25 protein-coding genes are annotated in these 26,143 nt (G+C 66.0%); 14 read left to right on the top strand and 11 right to left on the bottom strand.

Going from position 1 to position 26,143, the window contains the following annotated elements; all coding sequences use genetic code 11:
- Positions 1–184 precede the first annotated feature (184 nt).
- Positions 185–1,117, bottom strand: a complete 933-nt coding sequence (locus AC1DYL_RS02310; RefSeq protein ID WP_477171904.1) for a helix-turn-helix domain-containing protein — start codon at positions 1,115–1,117, stop codon at positions 185–187.
- A gap of 152 nt (positions 1,118–1,269) precedes the next feature.
- Between AC1DYL_RS02310 and AC1DYL_RS02305 the strand changes: the two genes are divergently transcribed.
- The 6 genes from AC1DYL_RS02305 to AC1DYL_RS02280 are packed head-to-tail and all read left to right on the top strand — an operon-like array spanning position 1,270 to position 5,050.
- Positions 1,270–2,430 (top strand): amine dehydrogenase large subunit, encoded by a 1,161-nt coding sequence (locus AC1DYL_RS02305; protein ID WP_477171903.1) that lies wholly within the window; start codon positions 1,270–1,272, stop codon positions 2,428–2,430.
- Complete coding sequence (locus AC1DYL_RS02300) at positions 2,427–2,960, top strand: MauE/DoxX family redox-associated membrane protein (protein WP_477171902.1); 534 nt, start codon at positions 2,427–2,429, stop codon at positions 2,958–2,960. Before AC1DYL_RS02305 ends, AC1DYL_RS02300 begins: the two co-directional genes overlap by 4 nt.
- A 22-nt stretch (positions 2,961–2,982) precedes the next feature.
- Entirely contained in the window at positions 2,983–3,582 is a 600-nt protein-coding gene (gene mauD, locus AC1DYL_RS02295) for a methylamine dehydrogenase accessory protein MauD (RefSeq protein WP_477171901.1), read from the top strand.
- Positions 3,583–3,630: 48 nt separating this feature from the next.
- The gene (locus AC1DYL_RS02290; RefSeq protein ID WP_477148628.1) at positions 3,631–4,173 is read left to right on the top strand and encodes a methylamine dehydrogenase light chain; all 543 of its coding nucleotides are present in this window, start codon (positions 3,631–3,633) and stop codon (positions 4,171–4,173) included.
- Positions 4,170–4,610, top strand: a complete 441-nt coding sequence (locus tag AC1DYL_RS02285) for a c-type cytochrome (RefSeq protein WP_477171900.1) — start codon at positions 4,170–4,172, stop codon at positions 4,608–4,610. Before AC1DYL_RS02290 ends, AC1DYL_RS02285 begins: the two co-directional genes overlap by 4 nt.
- Positions 4,607–5,050: a c-type cytochrome gene (locus tag AC1DYL_RS02280; protein ID WP_477171899.1), complete on the top strand. Its 444-nt coding sequence runs from the start codon at positions 4,607–4,609 to the stop codon at positions 5,048–5,050. The genes AC1DYL_RS02285 and AC1DYL_RS02280 overlap by 4 nt, the downstream gene beginning before the upstream one ends.
- A gap of 48 nt (positions 5,051–5,098) precedes the next feature.
- On the opposite strand, the gene AC1DYL_RS02275 is transcribed toward AC1DYL_RS02280, so the two are convergent.
- Genes AC1DYL_RS02275 through AC1DYL_RS02265 form a run of 3 tightly spaced genes read right to left on the bottom strand, consistent with a single transcriptional unit; the run spans position 5,099 to position 7,699 of the window.
- Positions 5,099–6,067 carry an NAD-dependent epimerase/dehydratase family protein gene (locus tag AC1DYL_RS02275; RefSeq protein WP_477171898.1) on the bottom strand — a complete coding sequence of 323 codons (969 nt, stop codon included), beginning with the start codon at positions 6,065–6,067 and terminating at the stop codon, positions 5,099–5,101.
- Positions 6,064–6,891, bottom strand: coding sequence for an FkbM family methyltransferase (locus tag AC1DYL_RS02270; protein WP_477171897.1), 828 nt, complete (start codon positions 6,889–6,891; stop codon positions 6,064–6,066). Before AC1DYL_RS02270 ends, AC1DYL_RS02275 begins: the two co-directional genes overlap by 4 nt.
- A 34-nt stretch (positions 6,892–6,925) precedes the next feature.
- The gene (locus AC1DYL_RS02265; protein ID WP_477171896.1) at positions 6,926–7,699 is read right to left on the bottom strand and encodes a glycosyltransferase family protein; all 774 of its coding nucleotides are present in this window, start codon (positions 7,697–7,699) and stop codon (positions 6,926–6,928) included.
- Between the two features lie 94 nt (positions 7,700–7,793).
- Between AC1DYL_RS02265 and AC1DYL_RS02260 the strand changes: the two genes are divergently transcribed.
- From AC1DYL_RS02260 to AC1DYL_RS02235, 6 genes are read left to right on the top strand one after another with little or no spacing between them, the layout of a single operon-like run.
- A complete protein-coding gene (locus tag AC1DYL_RS02260) occupies positions 7,794–9,296 on the top strand; it encodes an alpha-mannosyltransferase (protein ID WP_477171895.1) in 1,503 nt (500 codons plus the stop codon).
- Positions 9,293–10,525 carry a glycosyltransferase gene (locus AC1DYL_RS02255; RefSeq protein ID WP_477171894.1) on the top strand — a complete coding sequence of 411 codons (1,233 nt, stop codon included), beginning with the start codon at positions 9,293–9,295 and terminating at the stop codon, positions 10,523–10,525. Before AC1DYL_RS02260 ends, AC1DYL_RS02255 begins: the two co-directional genes overlap by 4 nt.
- A 25-nt stretch (positions 10,526–10,550) precedes the next feature.
- Positions 10,551–10,847, top strand: coding sequence for a hypothetical protein (locus AC1DYL_RS02250; RefSeq protein WP_477148636.1), 297 nt, complete (start codon positions 10,551–10,553; stop codon positions 10,845–10,847).
- A complete protein-coding gene (locus AC1DYL_RS02245; RefSeq protein WP_477171893.1) occupies positions 10,820–11,647 on the top strand; it encodes a hypothetical protein in 828 nt (275 codons plus the stop codon). The genes AC1DYL_RS02250 and AC1DYL_RS02245 overlap by 28 nt, the downstream gene beginning before the upstream one ends.
- Before the next feature lie 59 nt (positions 11,648–11,706).
- On the top strand, positions 11,707–11,886 hold the full coding sequence (locus AC1DYL_RS02240) for a hypothetical protein (protein WP_477171892.1): 180 nt from the start codon (positions 11,707–11,709) through the stop codon (positions 11,884–11,886).
- Positions 11,883–13,022 (top strand): glycosyltransferase, encoded by a 1,140-nt coding sequence (locus tag AC1DYL_RS02235; protein WP_477171891.1) that lies wholly within the window; start codon positions 11,883–11,885, stop codon positions 13,020–13,022. The genes AC1DYL_RS02240 and AC1DYL_RS02235 overlap by 4 nt, the downstream gene beginning before the upstream one ends.
- Here AC1DYL_RS02235 and AC1DYL_RS02230 read toward each other — a convergent pair.
- The 7 genes from AC1DYL_RS02230 to AC1DYL_RS02200 all read right to left on the bottom strand — a co-directional run bounded on the left by AC1DYL_RS02230 (position 12,967) and on the right by AC1DYL_RS02200 (position 20,869).
- The gene (locus AC1DYL_RS02230) at positions 12,967–14,103 is read right to left on the bottom strand and encodes a nucleotidyltransferase family protein (protein ID WP_477171890.1); all 1,137 of its coding nucleotides are present in this window, start codon (positions 14,101–14,103) and stop codon (positions 12,967–12,969) included. The two genes, AC1DYL_RS02235 and AC1DYL_RS02230, sit on opposite strands and share 56 nt — an antisense overlap.
- Positions 14,100–15,107, bottom strand: a complete 1,008-nt coding sequence (locus AC1DYL_RS02225) for a glycosyltransferase family 10 fucosyltransferase (RefSeq protein WP_477171889.1) — start codon at positions 15,105–15,107, stop codon at positions 14,100–14,102. The genes AC1DYL_RS02230 and AC1DYL_RS02225 overlap by 4 nt, the downstream gene beginning before the upstream one ends.
- A 120-nt stretch (positions 15,108–15,227) precedes the next feature.
- Positions 15,228–15,788 carry a DUF4360 domain-containing protein gene (locus AC1DYL_RS02220; RefSeq protein ID WP_477156480.1) on the bottom strand — a complete coding sequence of 187 codons (561 nt, stop codon included), beginning with the start codon at positions 15,786–15,788 and terminating at the stop codon, positions 15,228–15,230.
- A 12-nt stretch (positions 15,789–15,800) separates the two neighbouring features.
- The gene (locus AC1DYL_RS02215; protein ID WP_477171888.1) at positions 15,801–16,364 is read right to left on the bottom strand and encodes a DUF4360 domain-containing protein; all 564 of its coding nucleotides are present in this window, start codon (positions 16,362–16,364) and stop codon (positions 15,801–15,803) included.
- Between the two features lie 127 nt (positions 16,365–16,491).
- Positions 16,492–17,091, bottom strand: coding sequence for a DUF4360 domain-containing protein (locus AC1DYL_RS02210; protein WP_477148644.1), 600 nt, complete (start codon positions 17,089–17,091; stop codon positions 16,492–16,494).
- Positions 17,092–17,216: 125 nt separating this feature from the next.
- A complete protein-coding gene (locus AC1DYL_RS02205) occupies positions 17,217–19,814 on the bottom strand; it encodes a vWA domain-containing protein (RefSeq protein ID WP_477171887.1) in 2,598 nt (865 codons plus the stop codon).
- Between the two features lie 26 nt (positions 19,815–19,840).
- Complete coding sequence (locus AC1DYL_RS02200) at positions 19,841–20,869, bottom strand: VWA domain-containing protein (protein WP_477171886.1); 1,029 nt, start codon at positions 20,867–20,869, stop codon at positions 19,841–19,843.
- A 474-nt stretch (positions 20,870–21,343) separates the two neighbouring features.
- Here AC1DYL_RS02200 and putA point away from each other — a divergent pair, with 474 nt between their 5' ends.
- Together putA and AC1DYL_RS02190 are read left to right on the top strand one after the other, a co-directional pair.
- Positions 21,344–24,895, top strand: coding sequence for a bifunctional proline dehydrogenase/L-glutamate gamma-semialdehyde dehydrogenase PutA (gene putA / locus AC1DYL_RS02195; protein ID WP_477171885.1), 3,552 nt, complete (start codon positions 21,344–21,346; stop codon positions 24,893–24,895).
- Positions 24,896–25,039: 144 nt separating this feature from the next.
- Entirely contained in the window at positions 25,040–26,107 is a 1,068-nt protein-coding gene (locus tag AC1DYL_RS02190; protein WP_477171884.1) for a hypothetical protein, read from the top strand.
- The last annotated feature ends 36 nt before the right edge of the window (positions 26,108–26,143 follow it).

Raw genomic sequence — 26,143 nt, 5'->3', positions numbered from 1 at the left:
GCCTCGCCAGCTTGGCACTCTCCGGGTTTTCTTCACGCCAGCAGCCCGGTCCATCCCAGGTAGCGCTCTACCGACACCGCTCTCCGAGAGTCCACTCTTGGCGCGAAGCGGTCGTTCGGTTGTCCGGCCTTGCACGACGCGTTGCGAACGGTGGGTGTTCCCAGATTGTGCGCGTTCGCGCCACCTACAGTCCCGCGGCGGCGCGCAGCGTCTCGATCGGGCTCTCGTGGAATGTTTCCGCGTAGTACGCCGCGAAGCGCCCCAGATGGAAGAAGCCGGCTTCCGTGGCGATCTGCGCCACAGTCCTCGGCTGGCCGTCGGGTCGGAGCATTGCCCGGCGCGCCCGGCCCAACCGGTGCTGCCGCAGCCAGACGCGTGGACTAACCCCCGTCGACTCGATGAAAGCCTGCCGGAGGACATGCTGCTGTACCCTCAGTTCGTCGGCGAGGGCGGCGACAGTCAGGCCATCGTCCGGCATGTCGTCCACGCGCTTGCGTGCGCGGCTGAACAGCGAGTGGGCGTAGGACTCGCGCAAGTGCACGACGGTGCCGTGGCTTGCGTGTTCGCATATCTCCGATATCCGCTCCGACAGCATCGCGGGAAGCACCCGCTCGAGCGCTCCTGGGGACCGGCGCAGTGTCTCGGGCGCGGACGAGATGACCGAGGAAATCCAGCGGGCCAGTTCGTCAGCTTCCGAATAGCCGGTGATTGGGCCGATTGTGGGTAGTTTGCGGAAATCGATGTCTGCGAACGCAGTCTCGTCGGCGACTAGGTAGAAGGAACAGCCCTGGGCTGTCCCTGTCGAGAGGTCGATCTGGTGCCCGCCTCGGTGCAGAAACAGCTGCGCCGACGACTGCTGCCCATTTATCCGGCCGTGGACCATCTCGTTGTGAACGATGATCGCCACCTTGCCCGGCGGAGGCGAGGTCGACTCGGCGACATCCACATTCAGCCGCTCCTCCCCGACCGAGATACCTCCGAAATCGAGGAACGCCGTAGCGCCTTCGAAGCGTCCACGACCGACCTGGATGTAGCGTTGCTCCCAGCCGACCAGGGCGCCCTCCTGTTCGGATGCGTCGGCGTAGGACCTGGCGATAAAGGTTGCAGAGCGGGGCACGGATCGGATCTCTGGCCCAGACCGTAGCGTCTGCTTAAGGCGTGGGCAAGGTCACGCTATGCCTATTTCGTAGGCAAACATTTCTCCGAAAGCGGATTTCCGGACCGCCGGTGCGGTGATTGGGATGCGGCCTTACCGTGATGGAGACCCGAATGGCCCACAAACTGTCAGCCGCGCTCTGCGCTGCATGCCTCATCGGAAATGCAATGGTGGGAAGCACGCTCGGCCAGGACGCCCAGTTCGTGCCCGAGACCGTTTCGAGCAAGGAGAGAATGGACCCGGGGCCCAACGTCTTTGTCAACATGCAGAACTGGCGCGGCGGGCCGAGCGCGGTCTACTTCTATTCAGCCGACGACCTCACCCTGAAGGGCAGCGTCTCCGGTGGCGCCCAGAGCCACTTCGCAGTCTCGAAGGATGGGAACACCGTTTACCTGGTCTCCGGGTTCTATTCGCGGCTCGCATCCGGCAGCGGCGAGCACGTCCTCCAGATCTTCGACGTGCCCACCAACACGCTGAAGACGGAGATCGTCCTTCCCCTCAAGGTGACGCAATACACGGACGACAAGGCGCTGCTGCAACTGAGCGCCGACGAACGGTTCCTCTATGTGCAGAACGCGACGCCTGCCACCTCGGTGACGGTTGTCGACCTCCAGAAGGGCTTGGTCGTCCAGGAAGTTCCCTCGCCGGGGTGCTTCGGAATCTACCCGACGCTCGAAGGCCACGGCTTTTCGGCCATCTGCAATGACGGTGCCTTCACCACCTTCTCCCTCAGCGAAGACGGTACGACCTTCGAGAGCCAGAAGAGCGACAAGATCTTCGACCCCGATAGCGACCCGATCTACCTGGCGTCCGATCGCGCCAAGGGCGACCTGCTGTTCGTCTCCTACCACGCCAATGTCTACCGGCTGTCCGACCGGGATGGCGTGATCAAGTCAGTCAGCGTCACGCCGATGACCGAGGGAGTCGAGGGGAACTGGGGCACAAGTGGCTACAGCGTCGTCGCCTACAACGATGCCAACAACATCCTGTTTGTGCCGATGGCGGCCGATCACCACGACGGCAGCCACTATCACGGGGCCAGCGAGGTCTGGGCCTACGACCTCGACAACAAGAAGCTTCTCTATCGCTCCAACGTGGACGACCTCAACGGCATCCACGTTACCGACGGTGCCGTGCCGACGCTCTACGGCGTCAGCATCGGCAGCTCGAAGGTCTTCAAGTACGAGGTTGATCCGGTGGCCAGGTTCGCGGTCAAGAAGGCCGCCGAGCAATCGGACTTCGGTTTCGCCACAACGCTGACGAGTTCGCCATGACGGAGAGCTCGTTCGGGTCGCTGGCGTCCGCGGCCACCACCGTCTTCGTCGCCCTGATCTTCGTGCGCGCGGCTTGGCACAAGCTCGGGGCCTTCACCGAGTTCACCGGTTTCGTCGCCGACTACAAGTTGTTCGGCGAACGGCTCGTGCGGCCGGTGTCGATGGGCATCGTGGGGGCGGAGCTCGCGGCTGTCCTGCTGCAACTGGTGCAGGGCGCACAGGCCTCCGGCCTGCTTCTGGCGGCCACGCTGCTGGCGATTTACGCCGGCGCCATGGCCGTGAACATCCGGCGCGGGCGCACCAGCATCGAGTGCGGCTGCGGCGGCGCGGTCCAGCCCCTGTCGTGGACGCTGGTGGGGCGCAACGCCGTCCTGGCGCTGCTCGCCATCGGAGCGGCAATGCTTGGTCCCTACGCGCTCGATGTAGCCGGCGCGATAACAGCCATAGCGTGCGGCATCTCGCTCTGGGTCGCCTTCCTGCTCGCCGAGCAGCTTATCGCAAACTCATCCGTAGCTCGACTCTCGCGCTGACCGTGATCCAGGAATCCAAGACATGAACCTCATCATCTTTGCACTTGCCGCCCTTTTTCTGATGGTCGTCGCTCTGACGGTCGCGCTGCTGGCCCTTGGCCGCCAGGTCGGCATCCTGTTCGAGCGGGTTTCTCCCATGGGCGCTCTGGTCAACGACTCCGGCCCCGAGGTCGGCCAGCAGACGCCCTTGTTCAACCTGCCCAGCCTCACCGGCGGCTCCGTCGCGCTGGGCCCAAGGCCGGGCCGGTCGACGCTCGTCTTCTTCCTCTCCCCCACCTGTCCGGTTTGCAAGAAGCTGCTGCCGATCATCAAATCGGTCCGCAAGGCGGAGGGGAGCTGGCTCGATGTTGTGTTCGCCAGCGATGGAGAGAAGGCGCAGCATCAGCGCTTCATCGAAACCGCCGAACTCTCGAGCTATCCCTACGTGGTGTCCACGGAACTCGGCCTCGCCTATCGCGTGGCACGGCTGCCCTACGCGGTCCTCCTCGACCAGCACGGCACCATTCGCGCCAAGGGCCTGATCAACAGCCGCGAGCAGTTCGACAGCCTCTTCAATGCCTTCGACATGAACGTCGCGTCGATCCAGTCCTACCTGGACCGGCAGCCGGCAGTTCAGCACTAGCCGCGTGGGACACGCGACCCGAAAGCCCCTTCAAGACGGAGAGCCACAGTGGCCAGCTTTATCGACAATGTAATGGAATGGATGGACACGATGGCGGAGGCTAAAGCGCGTCGCATCGCCAGCGTCGCCGGCCGCCGCAGCTTCCTGCAGAAGGCAGGCTGGGCACTGGTCGGGGGCGCCGTCCTCCCCATGCTTCCCTACGACAATTCGAACGGCGTCGCCTTCGCCCGAGGGTTCGGCGAGCCGGAGGAGCTTCCGACCGACTGCGAATACTGGCGATACTGCTCCCTGCACGGGACGCTTTGCACCCAGTGCGGCGGGTCGGTGACGCAATGCCCGCCTGGTTCGACGCCGTCCAAGGTCGCCTGGGTCGGCACCTGCCGCAACCCCAACGACGGCAAGGATTACCTCGTCTCCTACAACGATTGTTGCGGCAAGGGCGGCAGCTGTGGCGACGGCGGCTGTTCGCGCCAGGAAGGCGATCGGCCCGGCTATCGCATGGGGCTCGCCAGCGAATCCAGCTGGTGCGTGGCCAATGGCGACAAGGGCATCCATTGCACCCTCTCGGTTGTCGTCGGTATCGCCGAATGAGGCTTTCGCCAATTCCAGTCGTGCTGGCGCTGCTCGCAGCGCCAGCTCATGCGGGAGAGGCCGGCGAGTTGCTCTTCAACGACAACTGCAGCGGCTGCCACCAACTCGGCGGCGTGGGGTCGCCGGGCCTCGCGCCACCGCTGGTGGACAGTGAGCTCTGGGGCGCGCTGGGTGGGAAAGCCGCAAGCTACGTCGCTGGCGTTCTAACCGGCGGTCTGTCGGGGACCATTGTCGCCGACGGCAACACCTATACCGGGCTTGCCATGCCGTCGCAGGCGTGGATGTCGGACCAAGATATGTCGGCTGTGGCGGACTATGTCCTCAACGACCTCAACGGTCTGGGCCTCACCATTGCACCTGAGCTGTTTAGGGAAACGCGGGGGGCTCCACTCACGCACGCCGACCTACGATCGCTTCGAAAGGGACTGCTCCCATGACGCGCGCGCTGCTCTTCCTGCTATCGCTCGTCTTCGCTACGGGCGCCGTGGCCGCAGATCGAACGGCCGAAACCAACTATGTGCTGCGCTGCATCGGCTGCCACGTCGCCGATGGCACCGGACTACCCGGCGCGGGAATACCCAACTTCGTCGATCAGGTCGGCGCCTTTGCCGGGCTGCCCGAGGGGCGGGCGTACCTGATGCATGTCCCCGGCGTCATCGGCTCGAGCCTTTCCGATGCCGAGATTGCGGACGTGCTCAACTACATCATGGAAACGTGGGCGGGTCCTTCTCTGCCCCCGAACTATGTGCCGTTCTCGGCGGGCGAGGTCGCGACGCTTCGCGTGGCCAAGGTCGGGAACGCTGTGAAGTACAGGCGCATCGTTGCCGAACGGCTGGCTGCAGCCGGAATCGAAGTGCCGGAATACCCCTGGCCATAGAGCAGAGACTTGCTCCCGACGCTCGGACGAATTTGCCCGAGCGTGGGCTCAATCGGTGAGCGCAATCTGCTTTTCGACCCACGCATAGGTCATTTTGAGCCCGTCTTGCAGTTTAGCAGTGGGCCGCCACTGCAGGCGTTCTTCGATCAGGTGGTTGTCGGACGAGCGGCCCCGGACGCCGGTGGGGCCGGCGACGTGGCGTTTGTGAAGCCGCTTGCCGGCGATTGCCGCGACCATATCGACGAGCGTGTCGACACTTACCATCTCGTCGGAGCCGATATTGACCGGGCCGCTGAAGTCCGAGCGCATCAGGCGCAGTGTTCCCTCAAGGCACTCATCGACATAGAGGAACGAGCGGGTCTGCCTGCCGTCGCCCCAGACCTCGATCTCGTCGCCGCTCTGCGCCACGGCGACTTTGCGGCAGATGGCGGCTGGAGCCTTCTCGCGCCCGCCGTTCCACGCGCCTTCCGGGCCGAACACATTGTGGTAGCGCGCAATCCGCACCGCCATTCCGGAGTTTCGCGCGTGCGCCATGTAGAGCCGCTCGGAGAACAACTTCTCCCATCCGTACTCGCTGTCGGGATCGGCCGGATAGGCCGAGTCTTCGCTGCAATCGGGGTGCGCCGGATCGGTCTGGTTGCGGGCCGGGTAGATGCAGGCCGATGAAGAATAGAACAGGCGCTTGACGCCCTGCCGCGCGCTACACTCAGCCACGTTCAGGTTGATCGCCATGGAGTTGCGCATGATCTGCGCGTCGTTGTCGCCGGAAAAGATGTAGCCGGCGCCGCCCATGTCGGCGGCCAGCTGATAGACCTCGTCATAGGGTCGGTCGATGACCGCGCTGCAGGCCTGTGGGTCGCGAAGATCCGCGATGGTGAAGTGGTCGGCGGCCGAGGCAGAGAACTCGGGGTGTTTCAGATCCACCCCGTGGACCCGGCAGCCTTCGGCGCTGAGCCGGCGAACCAGGTGCGTGCCGATGAACCCACCGGCACCGAGGACCAATACATGTCTGGTCATGCTTGCTGAAATCCTGTTCCACTGAAAATCGGCGCCATCAGCCCGTCGATGCGTCGGTAGGCGACAACATCGCCGTCTGCCCCTGGGCTCCGCGCATCCTCGGCAACGAGGATCTCTACCACCCGCTCCCAGCTCATCGGGATGATCCGCGGGCTGACGCGGTCGATGCGCGCCGCCAAGAAGCCCAGCTCGTCGAGCAAGCCGGTGAGCTCCCGCGCCTTTCGTCCGCCCGCTGCGAGTGCGGAAGGCGAGATCTCGCACAGCAGCACAATCTCGTGCGGATGGCTCTCGAGCAGCGTGCGAGCGCCTGCAAGAACGTCGATCTCGCTACCCTGTACGTCGATCTTGATGATGAGGGGACGCTCGCGGCTCAATCCGGAATAATCGTCGAGGCGTCCCAGCTTCACTGTTGCCGAACCCTGCCGCGTTGCTAGGGGCAAAAGGCTGTTGTCGCCCCGGTTGAGCGCACTGAGGTGAAGTGTTGCCGTCCCGCTATGGTCCGACAGCGCCAGCTCGCTGACAGTGACGTTGTCGAGCCGGTTCACCGCGACATTGGCCCTGAGCTTGGCGAGATGGGCGGGATCGGGCTCGAAGCTGTGGACGTGCCCGCGGCCAGCCAGCGCATGCGCCGCGACCAGCGTGTACCAGCCGATATTGGCCCCGACATCGATGAAGTCCACTGCGTTGCGCAGCAGCTGCAGCACGATGGCGGTGCTGCTGCCCTCCCAACTGCCCCAGTCCTCGATAGCGGTCGACACGAATATGTCGGCCCTTCCATGCGTCTCCATGCGGAAGCGCGGCAGGCCGATGAGTTCGATGTTCACCAACCGAGCCTGTCCCCGCAGCCTGCGGATGAGATTACTCATCGGCATGGATGATCTCGAGGTCCGGCAGGCCCCAGCATTGGATGCCCATGTCAGCCGCCATGACGCCAAGGCCCTCGGTCTCGATCTCTCCCTTGCCCCATACCGGATGGCGCGGGCGAACATGCGTGCTCTCGACGCCATAGGGGTAAGGCGGGAATACCAGCCCGTCCCGGTGGAGGTCCGCGCGGACCAGCAGCATCGTGCCGCCGACAGCATCGAGCCGCATGGCGCCGCTGCCTCTCCGATCCGACAGCGTCGTCGCGCCGCCGTTGGTCCAGTTGTTGGCGTCGAAGGTCTTGCCGCCGGGCCGCTTGACGCAATTGGGCACAACGATATCGAACCCGGTCGCCAGCAGCCGCCGCAGCACGTCGGCTGGATAGTCGATGACGTCGACATCGATCCACAGCACCCAGTCCTCGTCGTCGAGTGCGCGGAAGAGCAGGTGGTTGCGGGCCCGTGCCAGCACCGCCCGCCGCATCAGCTGAAAAGCGGGGGCCCAGCGCGGCACGCCAGCCGGAATCGAAAAGCCGAAATCGCGATGGAACAGCTCCGCTCGCCGAGTCCGGCTGCTTAGCCGTGGCAGCAGCGCCTCGGCGACCTCATGGGTATCGTCCGTGCTGTCCCCTTCGAGCAACGCGACTGACAGCTGCTCGCGCGGCCAGTCCAGTTGCTCGATCAGTTCGACATAGCGGGGCAGGTGACGCGCCGCGCTCTTCATCGGGGTCAGGATCAGGATGTTGGGATCTGGCACTTGCGTCGTCGACATGGTTGCTCCGGGCGGCGCGATCAAATCTAATGAGCGCACAAGGCGCAAGCTGCGATCGGTCGGTGGCCGTCGTGGCATCCATCAGGGTCGATCGATGAACCAGGCAGAGGCTGCAGCCGAACGTGTCCGGCAGCTGGCCACCCAGATCCGAACTGCGGCGCGCGATCAGCCGCCCCTCGAAGGCACCGGGCGAGGGCTCGTCGTTGTGGCCGGCGGCGCGCGGATCTTCACCAATGCCTATGTGCTGCTGAATGTGCTCCGGCATACGCTGGGGTCATCGATCCCGGTGGAGCTTTGGTACTTCGGCCAGGCCGAGATTTCTCCGGCCATGGCGGCCCTGGTGCAGCCTCTTGATGTCCGGCTGGTCGATGCAGTGCCGCTCATCGCAGCGACGGGCGTAAACATCCAGGACGGCTGGCAGCTCAAGTCGTTCGCCCTTCTGCACAGCCGCTTTGCCGAGGTGCTGTTGCTCGATGCAGATCAAGTCCCGGTCAGCGAGCCGGCCGCCTGTTTCGACTGGCCGCAATATTCCGAGACCGGCGCGGTGTTCTGGCCCGACATCGTCGATCTGCGCAAAGACAACGGCATCTGGCCGCTGCTGGGGCTCGAGCCGCGACGCGCCGTCTCGTTCGAGAGCGGCCAGCTTCTCGTCGATCGCCGCCGCCACGCGGCAGGGCTCGCCGCCGCCGTGAGGTTGAACGAGGCGGCCGACGACATCTATCAGCTGATCTACGGTGACAAGGACACATACCTGTTGGCATGGCAGATGCTGGGCGCGCCGTACGCGCTCGTTCCCCACCGGCCTTATGTCGACGAGTTCATGCTCGTGCAGCGTGACTTCGAGGGCAACGCCCTGTTCCAGCACCGCACCAACGCCAAATGGCAGTACGGGGCGGAGCAGCGGGAGCTGTTCGGCTTCCAGCACCAGACGGCCTGTCTTGCCGCCCTCGCGGAACTCGAACGCCGCTGGAGCGGCCACGTCTTCACCCCGCCCGACCGCAGCCTTGATGCGCGGGAGATCGAGCAACAACTGATCGCGCTGGGATCGCTCGTATTCGAAGCAGGCGACGAGCCGACCTTCTCCATCAAGTTCGAACCACACGCCGAGATCGGCCAAGGGCGGGCCGCCGACCGCCGCCACTGGTGGGTCGAGGTGACCGGCGACAAGGTGCGGCTGATCCTCTCCGGGGGCGACCAGCAGAGTTACGTGCTGGAGCGTGGCACCGACAACGTTTGGAGAGGCAGGCGACATAGATTGCCGACGGTCAACGTCAGCCTCGTTCCTGGAGGACGCGGCCAGTCCGTGCCGAGCCCGGACCAGGCCGGGCTCATCGACGACCTGCTGCGGGCGGGCGGGGCCTTCGGAGGGCACGACGACCCCCAGCCGCGGCTGGGTGATGCGCTCAGGTTGTTGTCAGAAGTCATCCCCGGCGTGCGGGATCGCCTCCAGCATCTGGCCCAAACCCAGCCAGACCAAGGTGTCGGCGAGCGGCTGCGCACCTTGGCCGACGGCCTGGGGCAACCACCAATGCACCGCGACGTCGATCGCAGCCTGAAATTCGAGGTCGGTTACATCCGCGCCGAGATTCCCGGATGAACGATCGCCCACGGGCGCTGCACATCGCGCCGATCATGCCGGCTCGCTCCGGCAACGGCCTTGCCATGCGGCAGGGCATGTTCCTCGAGGCCTTGAGCCGGGCGTTCGACACGCACCTAGTGGTCCTCCCCATCGCCGGAGGATCCCAGAATCCGCAAACGCTGCCCGACGAACTCGGCGTGCAGACGACATCCATCCCGGTGGCGGGGAGGCAGGACACGCACTTTTCGCTTTTGGTGCGATTGACCGATCCGATAGCTCGCGTCGCGGCGTTTCGGTCGTACAGCCGCAGTTCGCTGGCCGCCCACCTCTCCCTGCCGGTGCTGACCGAGCTTCGGGCTGTTGTGGGGCAGGGGACATACGATCTGGTCCATGTCGGCCGCTCCTATCTCGCCGACGCGCTCTCGGTTGTATCGGGAACCCGCGCGACGATGGACCTCGATGAGGACGAATGGACCTCCTGCCAGGAGGTCGGGGCGACGCTGCGCGATAGTGATCCGGTCGGCGCTACCTGGGCAGAGGCCGAGGCCACGGCAATGTCCGCCCTAATCGACCGCTCGGCGTCCGGTGTCATCCGGCACTTCATTTCAAGCGAGCGCGACGCGGAATGGATTGACCGGCGGCATCCCGGTCTGGCGCTGGAAATCATCGAGAATGCGGTAGTCCTCCCAGGCCAGTACGACCGCAGCGACGATGGCGGGACGCTGCTGTTCCTCGGCGCGTTCGGCTACTCACCCAATGTCGATGCAGCGCGCTGGCTGGTGCACGACATTTGGCCGATCGTGCAGAGGCGGGCCAAGCGACCCGTTCGGCTAGTGCTCGTCGGCCGCGACCCCGACCGTGTGGACGATCTCGGAACGCATCCCGGCGTCGAGCTGCGCGGCGACGTCCCCGACGTTGCCGATGCATATGCCGCTGCAACGCTTTTCGTTGCTCCGCTGCGCGCCGGGGCAGGGACCCGGATGAAGCTCCTGGAAGCTGCAGCGCATCGGGTCCCGATCGTCACCACCAGCCTTGGGGCCCGTGGCTTGCCCCTCGTCGCCGGCCGCGACGTGCTCGTCGCAGACGAAGCCGATGACTTTGCCGCAGCCATTCTGGATGCGCTGCAGAACCGCGAGGCGAGCGCCGCACGGGCCGGGGCCGCGCACGAAATCGTCCGCGCAAGCTACGACCGGGCGCAAGCCGTCGAGCGCCTCGCTTGCCGACTGCGCAACATTGCCGCTACATGACTGCCGGCCTAAGGAGACCGATGCGATGACCGAAATCACCCCAGATACGAAGTTCCATACCGTTGACGGCGTCGAGCTCAATCGTGTTCCGGATGGTGCCATGGTTTATCAGAATGACCGCGAGCGGGTACACTTCCTCAATCCCACAGCTCTCGTCGTCTATGAACTGTGCGGCCTCAGCAAGACCGCCGGCGAGATCGAGATTTTCCTCGCCGATGCCTTTGGCCTCGGCGCCTCGCCCACGGAGGCGGTCCGCGAGTGCCTCGCATCGCTGCTCGATGAAGGACTCGTCGTTTGCGCCCCGTCATCTGCCGCACCCTGAGACGCGAGTACCGTCTCCATCCCCCCACCGCCGAGATCGGCGCGTTGCTGGCTTTCGTTGGAGCCGAGCCTGCGCTGCCGGGGCTGTCGCTCGAGCCCGTCGATGTTCCGATCCACTTTCGGGACGGCTTCCTCGTCGCTTCGGTGCCGGGTGAGGGGAGCATCGAAGGCACGCCCAATCACCTGATCGGCGCCATGCACCGGGTGGTGCTGACGGACCTCGTCGAGGGTGATCCCGATACCCCTTTCGTCCACGGCGCAACGGTCGTGGTCGAGGGGCGGCGAGTGCTGATGGTCGGTCACAAGGGCTGCGGCAAGAGCACGTTCTCGCTGCACCTCGCGATGGCCGGACACGACGTTGAGGGCGACGAGCACCTGATGATCCGGGAGAGCGAAGTGATCGCCCGGCCTCGCACGCTGCGCGTGAAGGAGGGGAGCCTGCAACTCGTGACCGGCCTTCCTGCCGCGATACTCGAGGCGCCATCGATCCTCAACTGGGATGGCACAGCGATCCGCTCGGTCAGCCCGGCGATGGGCGGCAGGCCATGGGTGATTCGCGCCGGACACCTCGACGCGATCGTCTTTCTCGTTGCCAACCATGGCGGCCGCTCGGCCGCGCGGCGGATCGCCGGCAACGACGCCTTCGGCCGCCTGATGGGCGAGATCATGCTCCCGCGCACTGGCGTTGCCGCCGCTACTGGCCGCTTGCGCCGCCTCGCGCTCGAGGTGCCGGCGTACCAACTGTTGCTCGGAGACCTCGATACTGCGGAATGGCACCTGCGCAAGATCGCAGCCAGTTGACGTAATCGACGTTACGCGCCAACATTTCGTCGTTGAGGGATCATTTTTAGGGGATTGCTTTGTCCGAAAAGAATGAACATGAGCGGCTCGAACAGGCGCTCGAAACTGTTGACCAGGGCCGCCGCGCCGCGCTGCGCAAGCTGGTAACCACCTCGGCCTTCGCGGCCCCGGTGGTGGTGTCCTTCGCTATCGGCGGTCTCACCGTCAGCCCGGCTCTCGCGGCCAGCAACGTTTCGTGAATCAAGCGCAGGGCGTTGATCCCAGGATCAGCGCCTGCCTGATCGTCAAGAACGAGCAGCTGTTTCTCGACGGCTGCTTGTCGTCGTTGCAAGGCCTCGTGGACGAGGTCGTCGTCGTCGATACGGGCTCCACCGATGCCTCCATTGATATCGCGCGACGGCACGACGCCCGTGTGATCGAGTATGCGTGGCACGATGACTTTGCAGCGGCTCGTAATGTTGGCCTGGCGGCTGCCTCGTGTGAGTGGCTGCTCTACATCGATGCCGATGAGCGGCTGGTAGGAACAACGCGCGAGGACCTGCGCGAGGGCCTTTCCTCGCCCGATGTCTTTTGCGCTCGCCTCGTCTTCCGAGTGGCCAGCAACCGGACGCTGTTCCGCGAGTATCGGCTGTTCCGGAATGATCCGCGGCTGCGTTTCAAGGGCGCCATGCACGAGACGATCCGGCCTGATCTCGACGTCTTGCAGCGAGACATCGGCGCCCGCGTGATCGACGTGCCGGCAAAGCTCGTCCACCTGGGTTATGACGGCGATATGACCCGGAAGTACCTGCGCAACCTGCCACTGTTGCGGGCAGCCGTCCTCCGCGATCCGGACCGCGTTTACTACTGGAACGACCTCGCACACACCCTCGCCGGGCTCGGTGAGACAGACGAGGCGATCGCCGTCTCGGGGGAAGGCGTGGCGCGCGCCGTGCCTGCCGATCGATCGAGCCGCATCCTCCGCAGCATGCTGATTCACACCCACGCCCGCCTCCGCGCGCAACGCGGCGAGGATGTGCGCGAGTTGATCGAGACCGGGCTTCAACTCTACCCCGCCAACTGGAGTCTTCGCTTCCTTCGCGCGCACGCCCAGATCGACGCCGGCGCGCCCGATGCCGCACTGGCCGATCTGGAAGCGCTCGTCGCCCAGGATGCGGAGAGCCTCTGTGACGACCTTCTGGCGCATGACCGGCGGATCTTTGGCTGCTACGCCCACGACCTCATGGGGCTTGCGCTCCTGCGCATGGGGGATCGGACCGGCGCCGCCGCGGCATTCGCCCGCGCCGCCGCCGCTGCACCCGATGTGCTCGAGTACCGCGTCAAGGCGTTGGCGCTTGGCGGCGCATCGGTCGAGGCAGGATCATCGGCCGCTTGACGAAGGTCAGCGGCATCGCGAGCCACCAGTACATCCGTCGCAGGGTGCTTTCGCCGCCCTGGGCTCGCCGCATGCGCTCCGGGTGCCTGGCCGCACGCAGTTCCGGACCGATGCCTGTCTCACCCTCGGCTGTGCGCATGTTGTCCCACCACTGCATGGCGTCCTCGGCCAGCCGCAGCGGCGCCACAACGGGCATGCCGAACAAGTCGACCGCCGCCGCAACCCAGAGCTCGAGGATCGCCAGCAGCCGCGGATGGCGCGCCGCTCGCGCGACCAGTGCGTCACGTTCGTCCGCACCCAACTCCATCACCTCGGCGGCGAACTCGTAGAGGCCCTTGGGCTCGATCAGCGCCCGCTTCACGGCGCGGTGCCCGACATGGTGGTGCACCATGCCGTGCAGCACGCTGAGCTGGGGCGGCAATACCGCGACACCAGTCGGGGAGGCGACTGCGGCACCGATCAGCTCTGCGGTGGGCAGGAACTGCTCTACCCGCGACGGGCCACCGCGACGGTGGATCTCGATCCAGCCGGGCAGGTCGTCACGATAGAGCTCATGCAGGTGGTGATGGACGAGCCGAGGGCGGGGCTTGCCGTCCGGCCGATACCCCAGCGACAGTACGATTTCCTGCGCCTCGACTGCCTGGTGCGGCGCAACGAGCAGGTCCATGTCGCGCAAGTGCCGCCAGTCGGGCCGCCCAGTGACGATCGAGCGGCCTCCCTTGAGCGCGATTGGCACGATCCCCGCGCGACCGAGGGCCGTTGTGATCTCCGCGAGGCGCTCCCCGAGGACCAGCCGACGGGCGACATGGTCAGCCTCGCGCTGGGCGAGAGCCTTGGTGACCGTCATCCGTCCATCCGGCAACGTCAGCGGCGGCACCGCCGGGGCGAGCCGCAGCCGCGCCACCGCGCGCACCAGCACCGACCCCAGGCGCTGCTCGTCGGCGTAAGCAAGCAAGCGGTCCCACCCGATCGCGTCGATGCGCACCTTGAGCTCATCGGCGTGCGCCGCATCGGCATCGAACCTGATGCAGGCGCAAAGCAGGGTGTGCGCCGCGTCGCGGCTAGCCGGATCTGCCGTCACTGGAACTGCACCTTCGTCGTCGGCTTGCCGGCCAACCGCCGAGCCAGCCGCGTGCTGCGCGCGGACAACGCAGCCCTGAGCCCGAAGGGAAGGCTGGGCCTGCCCCGCCTGTGATTGGCCCGTGCCTCGCGGACCAGTTCGAGAAGCCGGACCCAATAGGGCGTCGCCGTCGCCTCCAGCTTCTCGCGCATCCACACCGGCAGCGGCTTGCTACGCCAGGCGAAGTAGGCCTCGTACTCGTCCGGGCTGTTCATCAGATGTCGCAGGTACTCCGCGAGGCCCTTGGTTCCGCCATAGGCCTCGGCGTCGATATACGAGTGCTCAGGCGCGAACTCGGCCGCGTTCGGGGCCCCCCGGTAGACCGGCACGGTACCCACCATCAGCGGATCGAACAGCTTCTCGGTGACGTAATCGATGCCGATCGAGTTCTCGAGCGACAGGCAGAAGCGGTAGCGCGCGATGGTGTCGAGCTTGCTCTGCCGGCCCTTGTCCTCGCCGAGCTCGCGGTTGCGATAGACCCGTCCGTAGGAGTCGACGTTAATCTGCCGCATCAGGGCGCGCGAAAAGGCGTTGCGGCCGCACCCATCTATGATCGCCGTCTGGAACATGACGAGCGGGGCAGCCTCCGTCTTCTCGGGCTGCGTCAAGCCAAGGGCCGCGTTCCATCGCGGGAGGCCCGGCAGGTAAGACGACCAGACGTCAGCCGTACGCTCGTAGGTAACCGTCAGGTCGAAATGGCTGAGGAACGCAGGGTCGGCCATGCGCGGGTAGTTGATGGCGCTTTCCATCGACCACAGCACCCACATTTGTCCGGGATATTTCGGCGTGTCGTGTAACTGGCTAGGCCTCCAGTCGGGGATGTGAAACACCACCGCGTCGGCTTCCGCAATCCGGGCTGCATCGGTGGTGAAATGTCCGCGTAGCCCCGCCGGCACGCCCTCGAGCGGCACCGGCCCCCGGAAATAGGGCGTGCGAAACAACACTAGCGGGCTTGTATCCGTCAAAATGCGCGCCTGTCACCGTTCCTCCGATCCGTAGCCGCCACCACGGGAGCTAGGCAAGGGCGACGATGGCCTATGGCTCAAAGCAGTCGCCCACGAGAGGCAACTCATGGCCCAGGGCGGTCACGGTTTACATTTCTTGGTGTCGAAGTAGTAGATCAGCCCACCCTTGGCGGCGCCGTCTGCCGAGTCCAGCGTCGCCATCGCCTCCCCTGCGCCGGTCAGCGCCAGTTTCACCGAGACGTTGAGGACGGCCTCGTCGCCGCAACCCACCCGTTTCATCAGGCCGGCGCCGATGTTTTCGGTGAACAGGAACTCGCCATCGTGCTCGCCCTTGGTGGTGCGGCGGAAGTGGCGGCCCTTGTTGCGCGGGCCCAGCTGGTAGTCGACGGTTAGCTCCGATGTTTCCTTGCGCGCCAGGTGCGCATAGCCGCGATAGTCGACCCGGTAGACGCCGAGGCTGTAGCCCTCCGGCAGATGCAGGGGAACCGACAGGCTGCACTGCTTTTGCTCGTCCCCAGCGGAAACCAGGAACGCATCGAAGAGAATGCTCAGGGCCGTGCCGTCGGGCGAGTTGACCACCGAATAGGTGCCCTGCGGGCATCCGTCCTGCGCCATGACAGCGGTAGCAAGGGGGCTGGCGAGTGCCAGTGTCAGGAAGCCGAAAACGAACTTGATGTTCATGCGCTGGCCTTTCTAGCATTTCCGCCACTGCAGGCGGTAGACGATGGCGGTCTTGATGTCCTGCGACCTGATGCTCGAGGATGCCGCGCGCCCCCCGCTGGTGCTGACGCGCAGGCTGGTGTTGCTGCGCAGGATGACGTCGGCCCCGCATGCCGACCACACCCTGGCGGCGATCGTGTCGGAGAACGCGAACCGCCCCTGCAGCGGTCCATCGAAGGCGCGCGTCAGGACCGGCCCGCGCCCTCCGGCGAAGAAGTATTCTGCCCTGAACTGCGCCTTGGCGCCGGCCGGCAGCCGGTTGACGCCGCGATAGTCCACCGCCACGACCGAGACCGAGATGCCCTGGGGAACACTGAGGGGGATGGCCAGGTTGCAGCTCTTGCGGTCGAAGCTGCGGCTTCCGCCTGCCGCGACCTGGTAGCGATCGAACCTCAGGCTGAGGCTCTTCTTGTCGGCACTCAGCGCCACTGCTGCGGTGCCGGCGGGACAGCCTGTTCCGCCGTAGCTTGCCTTGCCCAGGCGCAAACCGGTCTGGGCGTAGGCAGGCAGGCTGATCGCGAGAATGGATAAGGCCAACAGTAAGGCTCGCACGGTGAAACTCCCCGTTCCTACCCCCAAGCCTCCTGCTATTCGCCGACTCCCGGCGTCCGTCCCCGAGCAAGCGGGACGGCGCGTGCCGTCCCCTTTGCCCGGGTGAGGTGCGCTAGCACTGCTTCCACTGAAGCAGGTAGACGATGGCGGCGCTCACGTCCTCGGAATCAACGGTTGCGAGGGCCTGCTTGTTGCCGGTGGTGGTGACCCTGATGCTCGAGTTGGTGCGCAGGTTCACGTCTGCACCGCAGGCCGACCAGACGATCGCCTGTGCCACCAGCTCATTGTGGATCAGATAGTCCTCGTCCTTGGGGCCGTTGAACCTCCGGGTGAAGGTCGGGCCGCGAGCGCCCGCGAAGAAGTACTCGACGTTGAACTGCGAGTTGGCGCCGACGGGGACATTGTTGTAGCCGCGGTAATCGATGGCCAGGACGGAGATGGAAAGGCCCTGGGGGACGAGTACCGGGATGGCAACGTTGCAGCTCTTGCGGTCGAACGTCCTGCCGGTGTCGCCACCCGCCTCGACCGAATAGGCGTCGAACAGCAGGCTCAGTGATTTTGCGTCAGGACTTAGGGTCGCCGAGACGCTGCCACCCGGGCAGCCAGTCCCGCCATACCCCGGCTCACCCAACGCGATGTCGTCTTGTGCATGAGCAAGCGGAGCAAATGTGCCGGTAAGGGCCAGTGCTGCAATCGCCAAGATCTGTTTCATTTTGGGGGTCCTTCGCTTCCAAGTTGGCAACCATGCCCCCAGTGTTGAACCTAGCAGATGGTCAGTGAGCTTCGCATGAGAGGCGCGTTCAGGCTCGGTTCAGGTGCCCGAGCGCGCCGGCCCGACTAGGGTTGCGTCGCCGTCAAGGTGAACGAGTCCGGCGCGCTTGCGTCGTCGTAGCTGTCGGCCACTTCGAGCCAGTAGCGGCCGCCGGCCGGCACCTCGAGCTTCAGCTCGCCATCGGCGCCGGGGGCAGGCGAGGACGTCCAGTTGGCGACTACGTCGAGGTTGGCGTCGAGCAGGCGCATCGCGACGTCGATGTTGACGGGGACCTGAGAGGCACGGACGGTGAGCGGCCCCGCGGTCGCATCGAGCAGGTAGAGATCGTGATCGCCGCGCGGCAGGATGCTGGCCTGCAAGGGCGAGCCGAGCGCGAGCGGTTTGGCGTCCCGTGGGCGGTCATTCGGCTCGAGCGCGTCCTCGGCGGCGGTCAGCGTCGCGGTCAGCGTCACCGGCAGAATGGAACGCCCGTCGTCATAGGCGTCGGCCACCAGCAGCCAGTACTTGCCAGCTGTGGGCAGGTCGGCATCGAAGGTGAAGGGGGCGCCCGCGGCCGGTGCCGTCGCCCAATCGCGGACGACGTTGAGGTTGCTGTCGACCAGCCGCATCGCCACCTCGATCCCCGCGACGCCAGTGGCCGCGATCGACAGGCGCCCGCGATGCGCGGCGTCGAGCACGAAGTTGTCGCGGTCGCCGCGTGGCAGGATGGTGAGCTGGGTTGGCATGCCGAAGGCGAGGCTCGTTGCAGCCACGCTCGTGTTGTTGGGCTCATTGGCATCCGGTGATGCAATGAACGCCGCGTTGAGCTTCAGCGGAGCGGGCGAGCGCGCGTCGTCATAGGAATCTGCGAGCTCGATGACATAGCGGCCGGGCCCGGGCAGATCGACGACGAAGGTATTGTCGACGCCGGCTGGCGTCGACTGCCAGTCGCGGAGCATGGCGTTGTCTGGCCCGTAGAGGCGCAGCGCAGGATCGATCGCCGCGGGGACGCCGCTGGCGGTCACCGTCAATTCACCGTGCTCCTCCACTTCCACGGCGAGGAAATTGTGCTCGGTGCGCGGGAATACGGCGACATCCGTGGGGGTCCCGAGGGACAGGATCGCCGGCCGGGTCAGGCTGTTATTGGGCTCGGTCGCGTCGATGGCCGGGGTGAAGGACAGCGCCAGCGAGTAGGGGGCGGGCGAGGTCGCATCGGAGTAGCTGTCCGACATCTCGATGATGTAGCGCCCTGCCTCGGGCAGATCGGCCTCGGCCGGCGCGGTGCCGGGAAGCAATGCCGACGTCCAGTCCCGCACCAGCCGGCGATCGATGTCGTCGACACGGGCCACCAAGTCGACAGGCGAGGGCATGGCGTTCGCAGCGATCGTCAGCACCCCCGCGCCCGGAACGTCGAGCGCGCAGAAATCGACATCACCCTGCGGGCTGATGCTGTCCTCGATACCGCGCGCGATGTCGAACGGGGGAGCGGCCGCGAAACTATTGTTGGGCTCGCCGCAGGCCAGCGCCTGAACCGGCGATCCGATGCCAAGCCGCACCTGCACGGTTTGCGCCTGCTTGGCAACGGCTTCGAATGGCGTACGGCCCGTGGTCGTTCCCACGGTGGCCTCCGCAAGGTATTGGCCGGGCGCCAGCGGCAAAGCTGGCCGCGACACGCCCGCTGTGAGCGGAACGGTGTCTTCGCTCGCCAGCGAGGTAACGGTCCATATGACGCCGGTGGTGATGGCGTTGCCGGCCTGGTCGAGTGCCTCGAGCGTGATGAGGTCGGTGGCCGCCGGCGCCGCGGCACGGTTGGCGACGGTCTGCAGCGCCTGCTGCAGCTGCGGGGCGTTGTCAGCGGTGAGGTATAGCCCGCCGGTTTGTTCGGCGAGGCAGGCCAGCTGCTTTTCGTTGGCGGCGACCGAGAAGCCGATCACGTGGACGGAGAAGTTGACGCCCATCTTGGCGAGTTCGCCGGCGAGGGCGCAGGGGTCGCCGCCACAGGTCTCGATGCCGTCGGAGAAGAGGATGACGCTGGCCGGTCGGTCGGTGGTCGCGAGGTCGTCGGCGGCGCGGCGAACAGCCTCGGTGAGTGGGGTCTTGCCGCGCGGCGTCAGGTTGTCGACGAGCGTGCTGAACGCGCCGGCGTCGAGCGGGGCGACCGACCGCAGTGTCTCGATATCGGTGCAGTCGGACGTGCGGTTGTGGCCGTAGGCGACCAGACCAAGGTCTGCGGCGGTGTTCCAGGACTGCAGCAGCGAGCGGACGGATTCGCGGGCGATCTCGATCTTGGCCCGGCCCTCGATCTGGCCCCACATGCTGTTGGACTCGTCGAGCACCAGCATCACGGCCGGGCGTGCCGACGCGTCTGCCGGGCTGCCCGAACCGAGGCCTGTCGCCTTGCCCAGCGCGTCGGTGAGCTGCTGCTGGTTCTCGGCGGCGTAGTACTGGCCGCCGCCGGCCTTGGCCGCTTCCTCCAGCTGCGCCTTGGTCGCTTCGTCGACGCCGAAGCCGATGATCTGCAGGTCGATGTCGATCTTGCCGGGCGCAGGACCCGGACCTTGGCCAACCGCGGGCTGGCCGCTAGTTGGCGGAGGAACCAGGCCCGGGGCCTGCTGCGCCTGGGCGGCCGGGTAGAGCAGGGCCAGGAAGAAGGCGAGGGTGGCGGCGATACGCTTGGCGCTCATCAGGTCCCCCTGTGCGCGAGGTTCGACTATTCCTTGGCGGCCCCGATCAGGTCGCCACTGCAGCTCTCCGCCCCATCGGTCAAGACGACGAGGCGCTGGCTCTTGCCCTTGCCGTTGGCGCGCAAATGCTCCTTGGCAAAGCTGATGCCCGCGGCCAGTGGGGTGCCGCCGCTGGGCGTGATCGGCTCGAGGGCGGCCAGCAGCGGCGCCGAGGTGGTGGTGAAGTCCTGCACGACGCGGATGTCGCTGCATTCGAAAAAGACGATCAGGGCGACCTCGACCTTGCCGCTCATCTGGCCGATCACCTGGCGCGCCGAGGCCTTGGCCTTATCCATGCGGCCCTGTTCCTCCATGCTGCCCGAGGCATCGAGGAGGATCGCGATTGATTCATCGACCTCGCCGCCCAGCATCTCGAGCAGCTGCTTGTCGAGGCCCGCGACCTCCCCCTCGGCAGCTTTGGCCTTTGCAGCGAGCGCAGCCTTGGCCTTCTCGGCCAGCTGCTGCTGGTACATGTCTTCGACCCAGGCGTTGAGGAACTGGTCCAGCTTGGCTTCCCACTCGGGAGTCAGCTTGTCCCTGGTTCCCGGAACGATGAGCGCATCCTTGGTGTACTGCTTGAAGAACTCCTCGGTCGCCATGACCCGCATCGCACCGAAGGAAATGTTGACGATTGCCTCCTCGGGGGGCGCCCCGTTGTCGCGACGCCGGGCATACCCATCCACCACCGCCTGGGTGACAGCGGGCTCGTAGACGAACTTGTTTACCAGCTCCATGCCGGTCTTGACCCAGCTGAAGGCGCTGAAGCCCTTCATGAATGCAGCGACCGCGGGATCGAAGCTCCCCATCTTCTTGAGGGCTTCCTCACCGATCTTTTCGAGGACTTTCTTGAGCGCTTCGCCATCATTGGCGCTCTGCAGGTCATTGCCGATGCGCACCAGCAGCAACGCGTTGCCGTATTGCTCGAAGAAATCGTTCAGCTCGGGCTTGTTCAGCAATTCCAGCGGCTTTGAGCCGAACGACGCTACCTTGTCGTTGGCCTCGAAATAAGTGCGCAACGCATCCCGTTGCTCATCGGTCAAGGCGGCATTGGCTGCGCTCACCGGCAAGAATAAAGCCAGGCAAACAACCATCAGAAATCTAAATGATGTAAACCTTGCAAGAAGCCTCATGTCGTAAGCTCCTTCCTGCGCGACATCTGTCAGTATTGGTCGCCCCAGGCGGCCGAACATAGATGTTGTAATAATCGCGCGGATAGAGATGGCCGCGGCAACTGTCGCCATCGACGTCTTGCCTGCGTGTCCGGCGGTCAAGTCGTTCGTCTATCTCCAGAAAGATATACTATAGATCGGTCGTTTCGGATGCAAGTCACGACGCCGGGAACTTCGGAACGGACGCTCCACCCGAAGCGTCGCCGGCCTGGCGACGGAATGACCGCTGCGACTTTTAGTCCAGCTAAAATCCTGTGCGGCCCATCACATTTTCCCCACACAAATCAGCGACGCGTGCCACAGTCAGGCACGGGGGCATAAATGGGCGATCTCAACGAACTCCGCGGCCGCATTCGGGCAGCCATCCTCGCCGACGAGGCCGAGACCATCGCGCGGCTCAAGGCCGATGCGGCGCTCTCCGCCGAGGACCGTGCCGCCATCGGCGCGCGTGCGCTGAACCTGGTCGAGAAGGTACGCGCCGCCCAGTCCTCGGGCATGCTGGAATCCTTCCTCGCCGAGTATTCGCTCTCCACCGACGAAGGCATCGCGCTGATGTGCCTCGCCGAGGCGCTGCTGCGCGTCCCCGACAACCGCACCATCGACGACCTGATCGAGGACAAGATCGCGCCGTCGCGCTGGGCCGAGCATCTCGATCGCGCCAATTCGGCGCTGGTCAACGTCTCCACCCTGGCGCTCACCCTCACCGGCTCGGTGTTGCGTGAGGGCGGGGCAGGCATCGCCGGCACCATCAAGAATTTCGTGCAGCGCATCGGCGAGCCGGTGATCCGCTCCGCCGTGATGCAGGCGATGAAGATCCTCGGCAGCCAGTTCGTGCTCGGCCGCGACATCGAGGAGGCGACCCGCATCGCGCGCCGCGCCGAGAAAGACGGCTTCACCTATTCCTACGACATGCTGGGCGAAGCCGCCCGCACCGAGGCCGACGCCAAGCGCTATCGCGCCGCCTATGCCGAGGCGATCGCGGTGCTCGCCACCCGCTCTACGGCCGGCTCGGTCCGGGATAACCCGGGCGTTTCGGTAAAGCTCTCCGCCCTCCACCCGCGCTACGAATTCATGAAGCGCGAGCGGGTGATGGATGAACTGGTCGAGCGCACGCTTGCCCTCGCCATGATGGCCCGCGGCGCCAACATGGGCTTCAACATCGATGCCGAGGAGGCCGACCGGCTCGACCTCAGCCTCGATGTCATCGCCGCCGTTCTCTCGGACGAGCGCCTCAGCGGCTGGGACGGCTTTGGTATCGTGGTGCAGGCCTATGGCCAGCGGGCCAGCCATGTCATCGACTGGATCGAGGCGCTGGCCGAGCAGCTCGATCGCCGCGTCATGGTGCGGCTGGTGAAGGGCGCCTATTGGGACAGCGAGATCAAGCGCGCCCAGGTGCTGGGTCTATCAGGCTTCCCGGTGTTCACCCGCAAGGCCGCGACCGATGTCAGCTACATCGCCAACGCCAAGCGGCTGTTGTCGAAGACCACGCGCATCTACCCGCAATTCGCCACCCACAACGCCCACACCGTCGCCGCCGTACTTGAGCTGGCGCAGACCCTCGGCGTCGCCAACGATGCCTTCGAGTTCCAGCGCCTCCACGGCATGGGCGAGCGGCTGCACCAGATCCTCCACGACGAGCACCAGACCCGCACTCGCATCTATGCGCCGGTCGGCCGCCACTCCGACCTCCTCGCCTATCTCGTCCGCCGCCTGCTCGAAAACGGCGCCAACGGCTCGTTCGTCAACATGATCGCCGATCGCGACGTGCCGGCCGCCGAGGTGGTGCACGATCCCTTCGAGGCGGTCGAAACCGCCAAGGCCAAAGTGCGCGCGCCGAACGGCCTGTTCGCTCCAACACGCGCCAACTCGCGCGGCCACGATCTCACCGATCCGCTGGTCGTCCAGTACCTGCTGGCCGACCGCGACCGCTTCCGCCCGAGCGAAAAGCGCTGGCATGCCGTGCCGGCCTCACTGGTCGCCGGAAGCCAGGGCGAGCAGTTCAACATCGTCAGCCCCGCCACCGGCGAGCCGGTGGGCGACGCCATCGGGGCAGGGCCCGAGACGCTGGAACTGGCCATCGCCACCGCCAAGGACGCCGCCCCAGGCTGGGCCGCCCGCCCGGTCGCCGAGCGCGCGCTGCTGCTGCGCCAGGTCGCCGATCTCTACGAGGACAACGCCGCCGAGTTCTTCGCGCTCTGCGCCCGCGAGGCCGGCAAGACGCTCGCTGACGCCGTCGGCGAAGTTCGCGAGGCCGTCGATTTCCTCCGCTTCTACGCCGCCGAGGCCGAAGCCAGCGAGCCGCGCCAGCCACTCGGCGTCTTCACCTGCATCTCGCCGTGGAACTTCCCGCTGTCCATCTTCACCGGCCAGGTTGCTGCTGCGCTGGTCGCCGGCAACACCGTCTTGGCCAAGCCCGCTGAAACGACGCCGCTGATCGCCGCGCTTGCCGTTCGCCTGATGTACCAGGCCGGCATCCCCGAAGAGGTGGTGCAACTGGTGCCCGGCTCCGGCCCGGTGGTGGGCACCGTGCTCACCTCCGATCCGCGCATCGACGGCGTCTGCTTCACCGGCTCGCTCGCCACCGCCAAGGCCATTGACGTCAAGATGGCCGACAACCTGGTGGCCGGTGCCGCCCTTGTCGCCGAAACCGGCGGCCTCAACGCGATGATCGTCGACTCCACCGCGCTGCCCGAGCAGGCGGTGCGCGACATCCTCTCGTCTGCCTTCCAGTCTGCCGGCCAGCGCTGCTCGGCGCTCCGGATCCTCTACGTGCAGGAAGACGCCGCCGAGCGGACGCTCGAGATGCTCTACGGCGCCATGGACGAGCTGAAGCTCGGCGACCCGTGGGACCTCTCCGTCGATATCGGCCCGGTGATCGACCAGAGGGCCAAGGCGAAGATGGATGCCTACATCGCCGACTTCGCCGCCCGCGACGCCGTGCTGCACCAGCTCGCTGCGCCGGAGCAGGGGACGTTCGTCGCTCCTACCGTGCTCAAGGTCTCGGGTATCGCCGAGATGAAGGAAGAGATCTTCGGCCCGGTCCTCCACGTCGCGACCTTCAAGGCCGAAGACCTCGACGCCGTCATCACCGCCATCAACGCCTCGGGCTACGGCCTCACATTCGGCCTCCACACCCGCATCGATGGCCGCGTCGAGCAGATCTCCGACCGCGTCCGCGCCGGCAATATCTACGTCAACCGCAACCAGATCGGCGCCGTGGTCGGCTCGCAGCCGTTCGGCGGTGAAGGCCTCAGTGGCACCGGCCCGAAAGCCGGCGGCCCCAACTACCTCAAGCGCTTCTGGCGCCCGGAGGAGCGGTTCGAGCCCTCCACCAGCGTCAACCCGCTCTCCGGCCTTTCCATCGGCTTTGCCATCGCAGCCGTCGACCAGGTGAAGATCGGCATCGAACGCGTCGGCATCGAGCCGGCCCAGCAGACGCTGCCAGGCCCCACCGGCGAATCCAACACGCTCTACACCTGGCCGCGTGGGGTCGTGCTCTGCCTCGGTCCCGGCACCGAGAGCGCCCTGCAGCAGGCCACATTGGCGCTGGAACAGGGCAACGGCGTGCTCGTCGTCGCCCCCGGCGCCAGCCGCATCGCCGAAGCGCTCGGCGCCAATGGCGAGCCCATCGGCGGCCTCGACAAGAAACTGTCGCCCGCCGCCATCGAAGCCGGCCTCAGCGTCGACGCGATCATGCATTTCGGCACCGACGCCGACCTCCGCCCCTGGCGGCAAGCGCTATCCCGGCGCGAGGGCGTGATCATCCCCCTCATCACCCGGCCAAGCGATGCCGAACGGCTGATCACCGAGCGGCATGTCTGCATCGACACGACAGCCAGCGGCGGCAATGCGGAGCTGCTGGCGGGGCAGTAGGGGGCCGTCTGCCAACAGCTGACGGATCCAATCCGTCGAATCCCCCACGTAGTCTCCCCAACGTTACGTCCGCAGGCGGCGTGATACCTCTTTCTCGGCGGCGCCGATCTTGTTGTCGGCGCCTCGGGGGCAGGGCGTTTCATCATGGCGGCGTTGAATTCAGCGCGCCGGCACATCGCCGGCGCAGGCATCGTTGCGCGTGCGTTTGCGGCCGCGCTGGTGATCCTCGTAGCAGCGTGTTCTTCGCTGACGCCGCGTGTGGTTTCGCCCAAGCTTGACGGCAGGGCCGTCGCGACCAGCGTGTCCGAGCACAAGATACTGATCGAGGCGCTGCGCGCCGACGCGGATGTCCTCGGCTATGGCGGCTCCGACTGGTACGAAGTGGCGCTCGCCGGCTTCAACTATGTCGACGACGAATGCGCGGTCTATTTCGACTCGCTGTTCGCCTTCAACCGCCGGACGGCGGCGATCAAGTCGGGGCTCAACGCCTTCGACCAGACCACCAGCGCGATCCTCCAGATCACCGGAACGGCGAGCGTCACCATGGGCGTGATCGCCCAGGCCTTCGGCCTCGCCGGCAGCATGACCGATGTCGTCGCCGGCACGTTCCTCTACGAGTTGCCGCCGGCCAACACGCAGAAATTCGTGCAGAAGACCATGGCCGCCTACAAGCAGGCCGCCGACGACAAGCGGGGCACCATCAATAGCCCCGCCTCGGCCTACAGCGCGGTCCGCGGCTACCTCAATATGTGCCTGCCGGTGACCATCGAAGGCCAGCTCATCGAACACATCAGCGACAGCGTCGCAGAGCCGAAAGCCGGCCGGACCGGCACCAATATCGAGGTGAGCGTCCGCTCTGCCGGCCCTGCGGACGTGCTCGCAAACGCCGATATCCGGCTGCCAGCCGTCGCCCTGCCGCCTGCCGAAGCGCCGGGCCTCAACGCGTACGAGAAGCTGGTGCGGCGCGGGCAGTGGGAGGCCGTGCAACTCGCGATCTGCGCTGAGGTCGACGGAAACCCCGGGTCGGCGACGCACGAGGCGATGGCCGAGTTCTTCGACGGCTATGGCGAGCCCGACCCGGAAATCACCACACGCGGAATCGGGCCAGTGCAGATGGACGCGCTGCGCAAGGCGGTACGGGAGGCGAGCGGTCAATCCTGCGCCGACCGTCAGGTCGCCAACGCCCGGGAAGCCGGCGCGCTCGTCAAGTGATCCAGCCGCCGGCGGCGCGCCGGCATTCAACATCCC

Source organism: Devosia sp. P1_H9 (genome assembly GCF_056405135.1).
This window is presented reverse-complemented; position numbering and strand designations above follow the sequence as displayed.